The organism is Microbacterium sp. HMWF026 (genome assembly GCF_003061325.1).
GTDB classification, from domain to species: domain Bacteria; phylum Actinomycetota; class Actinomycetes; order Actinomycetales; family Microbacteriaceae; genus Microbacterium; species Microbacterium testaceum_E.
The window spans coordinates 1-4,904 of sequence record NZ_QAJB01000268.1; the positions used below are offsets into that span (position 1 = coordinate 1).

A 4,904-nucleotide genomic window follows, 5' to 3' on the forward strand; every position below is an offset into this window, starting at 1 on the left:
CCCCCGAACTGCTCGCTCATCTCACGGCCATCGAGGCCTGCCACTCGATCGCGGGCGACTCGGCGTACATGCTGTTCGTCCGCGTGCCGACGCCGCGCGATCTCGAGTCGCTGATCCGTGACATCCGCGCCGCGGCACAGGTGAACACCCGTACCACGGTCGTCCTGCAGACCTTCTTCGAGGCGCGCCCGATCGAACCGGCCGCGTTCCCGGCCTGACGCGGCGCGCGCGTCAGGCGGCGTCGTTCTCGGGGTCGTGCGCCCAGGTGGGCGCCAGGGCGCGGATCCGCGCCGCTCGCCACTGCCAGGTCGTCCACAGGCCGAGCCACAGCGCGGGTGCCGTCGCGCCGCCGATCGTCAGCCGCTCCCGCCACAGCGTCTTGCCGGGCTGTCCGGGCGCCTCCGACACGGCCATCTGGTGGTCCCAGACGTCCAGGCTCGACAGGGGACCCGTCAGCGGCACACCCCAGTCGCGGAACACCCGTACCCGTCCGTTCGCGTCGCGGGTCTCGCGATCGGCCACCGAGATCAGCTGACGGCCGACGGGAACGACCCCGGCGACGCTCATCTGCACCGGCACGTCGTCACCCGACTCGAACGACGTCGGCATGGTGCCGAGCGCTTCGACGTCGAGGAGCGGGCCGTACAGCTCCGCCACGGCGCGCGGCGAGTGCAGGGCGCGCCAGGCGGCGTCCGGGTCGCAGTCGATCACGAACTTGAGCAGGATGCGCATGACCTCGATCGTGCCGCATCCGCACCTCGAGCGGGCACGGCTTGACGAAGACGGCGGCGCCGCACGCTCGTTCTAGGCTCGAGGGATGCCGAACACCGCCGCCTACGCGCAGTCCGACTACCAGGTGCGACTGGACTGGGGCGGCGCGGGGCTCGAGCGCCTCGCGCCCGCGCACATCGTCGTCGTGGTCCAGACGCTCGGTCTGACGGCGCGAGCCCTCTCGGCGTGCGAGCGCGGAGGGGTCCTCGATCTCGCCCCGGGCGCGGGCGCGGACCTCGCGCGTGCCGCCGCGGGCGCCGGCGCGCACGTCGTCGTCGGGGGGCTGCGCAACGCCGCTGCAGTGGCGGCGCACGTGCTCGACCGTCAGCGCGCGCGGGGGGAGCGGACGAGCATCTCGATCCTCGCCGTGGGGGCCCCGGAGGATCCGGGAACGGATGCCACCCGCTTCGCCGTCGACGACCTGCTCGGCGCCGGGGCCGTCATCGCGGCGCTCGGCGATCTCGGCATCGATCACGCCTCGCCCGAGGCCGCGGTCGCGGGCGAGGGGTTCCGCGCGCTCGGCGGTGCCGTGCGTCACCTGCTCACGGCCAGCGGTGCGGGCCGGGCGCTCGCGGCCGAGGGCGGACGCGACGACGTCCTGGCCGCCGCGACGCGCGATGCGGCATCCGTGGTCCCGGTCCTCGACGGCGACGTCTTCCGCGCGGGCTGACGCCGCCCCTCCGGTCGCTTCGGACGCCCGCCCCCACCGCGTCACGCACCCGCCGCGGGCCGCCCGCTCGCGGAACGGGGCGAGCGCCTCACCGCGGTGTCGCCGCCGCCAGTCTCGTCGCGGGGCTGATGTCGCGACGCTCCCACGACAGGGCGAACCGCGGGTCGAACGAGGGGGCGCACCGCGCGCACGAGGTGGGGCGCGTCGCACGGCGGTGCCGATATGCGATGTGGCCCGCGGGACACGTGCCCACCCACGGGGCCAGCTCGTTCGCGGTCTCTCCGGCGTGGGTCGTCCCGCCGACGTAGCCGAGGTCGCGGGCCGTGCGCTTCCACGCCGGGCCGTGCCCGGCGCCGACGCCCGCGAGCGCGTGCGCGACCTCGTGCAGGAGCGTCTGATGATTGGTGTCGTCGTCGTAGCGCGCGGCGAGGTAGCGCGAGACGCTGATGCGCTTGCGCCCGTAGTCGCACAGCCCCGCGCGCCGCTTGGCGTTGTCGAAGGCGAACGTCCACGACGCGTCGAGGTGCAGGGCGATCAGCGCCTCGGCCCACGTGCGTACGCGCTGCAGTTCGGACATGTCCGGGATCCTAGGCGGGGGGTCCGACACTCAGCTCGCGACGACCTCGCGCGTGCGACGGCGGTCCGCCGCGTCGATGGCGAGCAGGGTCGACTCGAGCTGCTTGTCGGTGGCGCCGGCGTTCTGGCGCAGGAACAGCGCCTGCTTGAAGTCGCGACGCGCGGACTCGTAGTCGCCCTCGTCGTAGTGCACCTTGCCGCGGTGCTGCAGGGCGAAGGCGGCGATGCTCGCCCAGCCCTGACCCTCGGCCTCCTCGGCGCACATGGTCAGCTCCTGCTCGGCGGCGGCGTAGGCGCCGCGGCACTGCATGATCGTGGCGTGCAGGATGCGCGCGCGCAGCAGGTCGCGACGCGTCCCCGCCATGCGGGCCACGCGCACGGACTGCTCCGAGATCGACAGGGCCTCGTCGAAGCGGTCGAGCACCTTCAGCAGCCACACCCGCTCGAGAAGGGCGTGCAGACTGCGCTGCTCGCCGATCTCTTCGAGACGCTCCGCGCACTCGCGAGAGTCGGTGACTTCGCGCAACGTGTCGGGGTCGTACCCGTGGATGTAGCTCACCGGCGCTCCTCTCGGTCCAGCAGGACTACCAGTGTGCGCCGCGCTCGGCCCGACGGTCGACTCGCCACGCGGTCGAGTCCCGATCACGCTCGCGTCAGCGGTCGAAGATGGATGCCGAGGGCTTCGGCGAGGGGGTCGCGTCGCCGTCGACGGCGGGGCGGGATCCGCGGACGAACTCGTCGATCTCGCTGCCCTGCGCGACCTTCGCGGGGTGGGGGCCGGCCGCCATGAGACGGGGCAGCCATTCGACGGGGAGCGGGGCCGCGGAGGCGGCGACGACCAGGTTGCCGAAGCGGCGGCCCTTAAGCACCTGCACCTCGGCCAGGACGATCACCTCGGGCAGCACCTCGCGTACGGTCGCGACCTGGCGGCGCGCGAAGGCGAGACCGGGCCCGTCCGAGACGTTCACCAGCAGCACGCCGTCCGGGGCGAGCAGGGCCGCGGCCTCGCGGTAGAACTCCACGGTGGTGAGGTGGGCGGGGGTCTGCGCCCCCGAGTAGACGTCGCTGACGAGCAGGTCGACCGCGCCGGTGAGGCCGGCCGGAAGCCGCGCAAGGCCCGCGCGGGCATCGCCGATGCGGACGCGGATCGACGCACCGCGAGGCAGGGGGAGGTTCTCGCGCACGAGATCCCACAGCGCCGGTTCCAGTTCGATGACCTGCTGGCGCGAGCCCGGACGCGTCGCCTCGACGTAGCGGGGAAGGGTGAGCGCGCCCGCGCCGAGGTGCACGGCCGTCAGCGGCTGTCCCGGCATCCGCAGTCGATCGATCACGGCGCCCATGCGCGCGACGTACTCGAAATGCAGGTGGGTGGGGTCGTCGAGATCGACGTGCGATTGGGGCGTGCCGTCCACGACGAGCTCGGAACCCGAGACGAATCCCGACGGCGACACGCGCGCGAGCGTGCCGTCCGAGAGGCGCGCGGTGGGGGCGTCGTCGGGTTCGATGCGCATGCGTGCCATGGCTCCACGCTAGCCGGGCACCCCGCAGGCGGGGTCCAGCCCGACCGGCGGACGCGGGCGGGGCGGCGGTACCGTGGCGACATGCGCGTGGACCTGAACGCCGACCTGGGCGAGACCGTCGACGGGATGCCGACCGCCGACGACGAGGCACTGTTCGCTGTCGTCAGCAGCGCCAACGTCGCCTGCGGGGGCCACGCGGGCGACGAGAACTCGATGCGCGAGGCGGTCGCGCGGGCCGCGCGCTTCGGCGTGGCCGTGGGGGCGCATCCCTCGTACGACGACAGAGCGCACTTCGGTCGCGTGCGCCGCGACCCCGAGCCGCTCGCGCTCCGCGCCGACGTGTCGGCGCAGCTGTCCGCCCTCGTCGCCGCCGGCGCCGACGTCCGCTACGTCAAACCCCACGGCGCGCTCTATCACGCGGTCGTCGACGATGCGGATCAGGCACGGGCCGTGGTCGCCGCCGTCGCCGATCTGTCGGCTGCGCTGGGGCGGCCTCTGCCGGTGCTCGGCCTTCCCGGAGCGATCACGGCGGCCGCGGCATCCGCGGGTCTGCCCTTCGTGCGCGAGGCGTTCCTCGACCGCGGGTACACCGCCGCCGGAGGGCTCGTCCCGCGCGGCGAGCCCGGGGCCCTGCTCGAGGACCCCGTCCACGTCGCCGAGCGGGCCGTGCGTCTCGTGCGCGACGGCGAGGTCGTCGCGATCGACGGCACGCTCGTCGCGGTCGACGCCGCGTCGCTGTGCCTGCACGGCGACAGCCCGGCCGCGGTCGCGATGGCGCGGGCGGTCCGCGCGGCCCTCGACGACGCGGGTGTCGAGGGCCGCGCGCCGTGGTGACGCTGCGGGCGATGGGGGAGCGGGCGATCCTCGCGGAGGTCGCCGACCTCTCTTCCGTGCTCTCGCTGCACGCAGCGCTCGCCGCGGACCCGCCGCCCGGGATCGACGAGCTGGTCCCCGCCGCCCGGACGGTGCTCGTCGCCTTCGACCCCTCGCGCCTGAGCGCCCCCGCCGTGCGCGCCTGGATCCGCGCCGCGGGGTCCGCGACCGCTCGGGCCGCGGCGCCGGGGCCGCTCGTCGAGATCCCCGCGCGCTACGACGGAGCCGACCTCGCCGACACCGCACAGCTGCTGGGCCTGACCGTCGCCCAGCTGGTGGCGCGGCACGCGGCCGCCGAGTGGACCGTGGCCTTCACGGGCTTCGCGCCGGGCTTCGCGTACCTGGTCAGTCCTGACTGGAGGTTCGACGTCCCGCGCCTGACGGCGCCCCGCACGCGGGTGCCGGCGGGCGCCGTCGGCGTCGCGGGAGAGTTCACCGGCGCCTACCCCCGCGAGACGCCGGGAGGGTGGCGGTTGCTCGCCACGACCGATGTC

Annotated in this window: 8 protein-coding genes; 4 read left to right on the forward strand and 4 right to left on the reverse strand. The window is 74.7% G+C overall.

The window, feature by feature from the left end:
- Positions 1-218 (forward strand): Lrp/AsnC ligand binding domain-containing protein (locus tag DBR36_RS10440; RefSeq protein ID WP_146185322.1); only part of this gene is annotated, 218 nt, incomplete at its 5' end.
- Between the two features lie 13 nt (positions 219-231).
- Here the strand turns inward: DBR36_RS10440 and DBR36_RS10445 are convergent.
- Positions 232-732: a hypothetical protein gene (locus DBR36_RS10445; RefSeq protein ID WP_108319149.1), complete on the reverse strand. Its 501-nt coding sequence runs from the start codon at positions 730-732 to the stop codon at positions 232-234.
- Between the two features lie 85 nt (positions 733-817).
- Between DBR36_RS10445 and DBR36_RS10450 the strand changes: the two genes are divergently transcribed.
- A complete protein-coding gene (locus tag DBR36_RS10450) occupies positions 818-1,441 on the forward strand; it encodes a 2-phosphosulfolactate phosphatase (protein WP_108319151.1) in 624 nt (207 codons plus the stop codon).
- Positions 1,442-1,529: 88 nt separating this feature from the next.
- Here DBR36_RS10450 and DBR36_RS10455 read toward each other — a convergent pair whose 3' ends face one another.
- The 3 genes from DBR36_RS10455 to DBR36_RS10465 all read right to left on the reverse strand — a co-directional run bounded on the left by DBR36_RS10455 (position 1,530) and on the right by DBR36_RS10465 (position 3,537).
- A complete protein-coding gene (locus DBR36_RS10455) occupies positions 1,530-2,018 on the reverse strand; it encodes a SprT-like domain-containing protein (RefSeq protein ID WP_108319153.1) in 489 nt (162 codons plus the stop codon).
- Between the two features lie 30 nt (positions 2,019-2,048).
- On the reverse strand, positions 2,049-2,576 hold the full coding sequence (locus DBR36_RS10460) for a hypothetical protein (protein ID WP_108319155.1): 528 nt from the start codon (positions 2,574-2,576) through the stop codon (positions 2,049-2,051).
- A gap of 94 nt (positions 2,577-2,670) precedes the next feature.
- Positions 2,671-3,537: a spermidine synthase gene (locus DBR36_RS10465; RefSeq protein ID WP_108319157.1), complete on the reverse strand. Its 867-nt coding sequence runs from the start codon at positions 3,535-3,537 to the stop codon at positions 2,671-2,673.
- A gap of 81 nt (positions 3,538-3,618) precedes the next feature.
- Between DBR36_RS10465 and DBR36_RS10470 the strand changes: the two genes are divergently transcribed.
- Together DBR36_RS10470 and DBR36_RS10475 are read left to right on the forward strand one after the other, a co-directional pair.
- The gene (locus DBR36_RS10470) at positions 3,619-4,371 is read left to right on the forward strand and encodes a 5-oxoprolinase subunit PxpA (protein ID WP_108319159.1); all 753 of its coding nucleotides are present in this window, start codon (positions 3,619-3,621) and stop codon (positions 4,369-4,371) included.
- A partial coding sequence (locus tag DBR36_RS10475; RefSeq protein WP_181373558.1) for an allophanate hydrolase subunit 1 occupies positions 4,365-4,904 on the forward strand: 540 nt, incomplete at its 3' end. The genes DBR36_RS10470 and DBR36_RS10475, both read left to right, overlap by 7 nt.

Coding starts and splice junctions, on each gene's coding strand:
- DBR36_RS10445 (WP_108319149.1), bottom strand. CDS start 732: ATGCGCATCCTGCTCAAGTTCGTGATCGACTGCGACCCGGACGCCGCC.
- DBR36_RS10455 (WP_108319153.1), bottom strand. CDS start 2,018: ATGTCCGAACTGCAGCGCGTACGCACGTGGGCCGAGGCGCTGATCGCC.
- DBR36_RS10450 (WP_108319151.1), top strand. CDS start 818: ATGCCGAACACCGCCGCCTACGCGCAGTCCGACTACCAGGTGCGACTG.
- DBR36_RS10465 (WP_108319157.1), bottom strand. CDS start 3,537: ATGGCACGCATGCGCATCGAACCCGACGACGCCCCCACCGCGCGCCTC.
- DBR36_RS10470 (WP_108319159.1), top strand. CDS start 3,619: ATGCGCGTGGACCTGAACGCCGACCTGGGCGAGACCGTCGACGGGATG.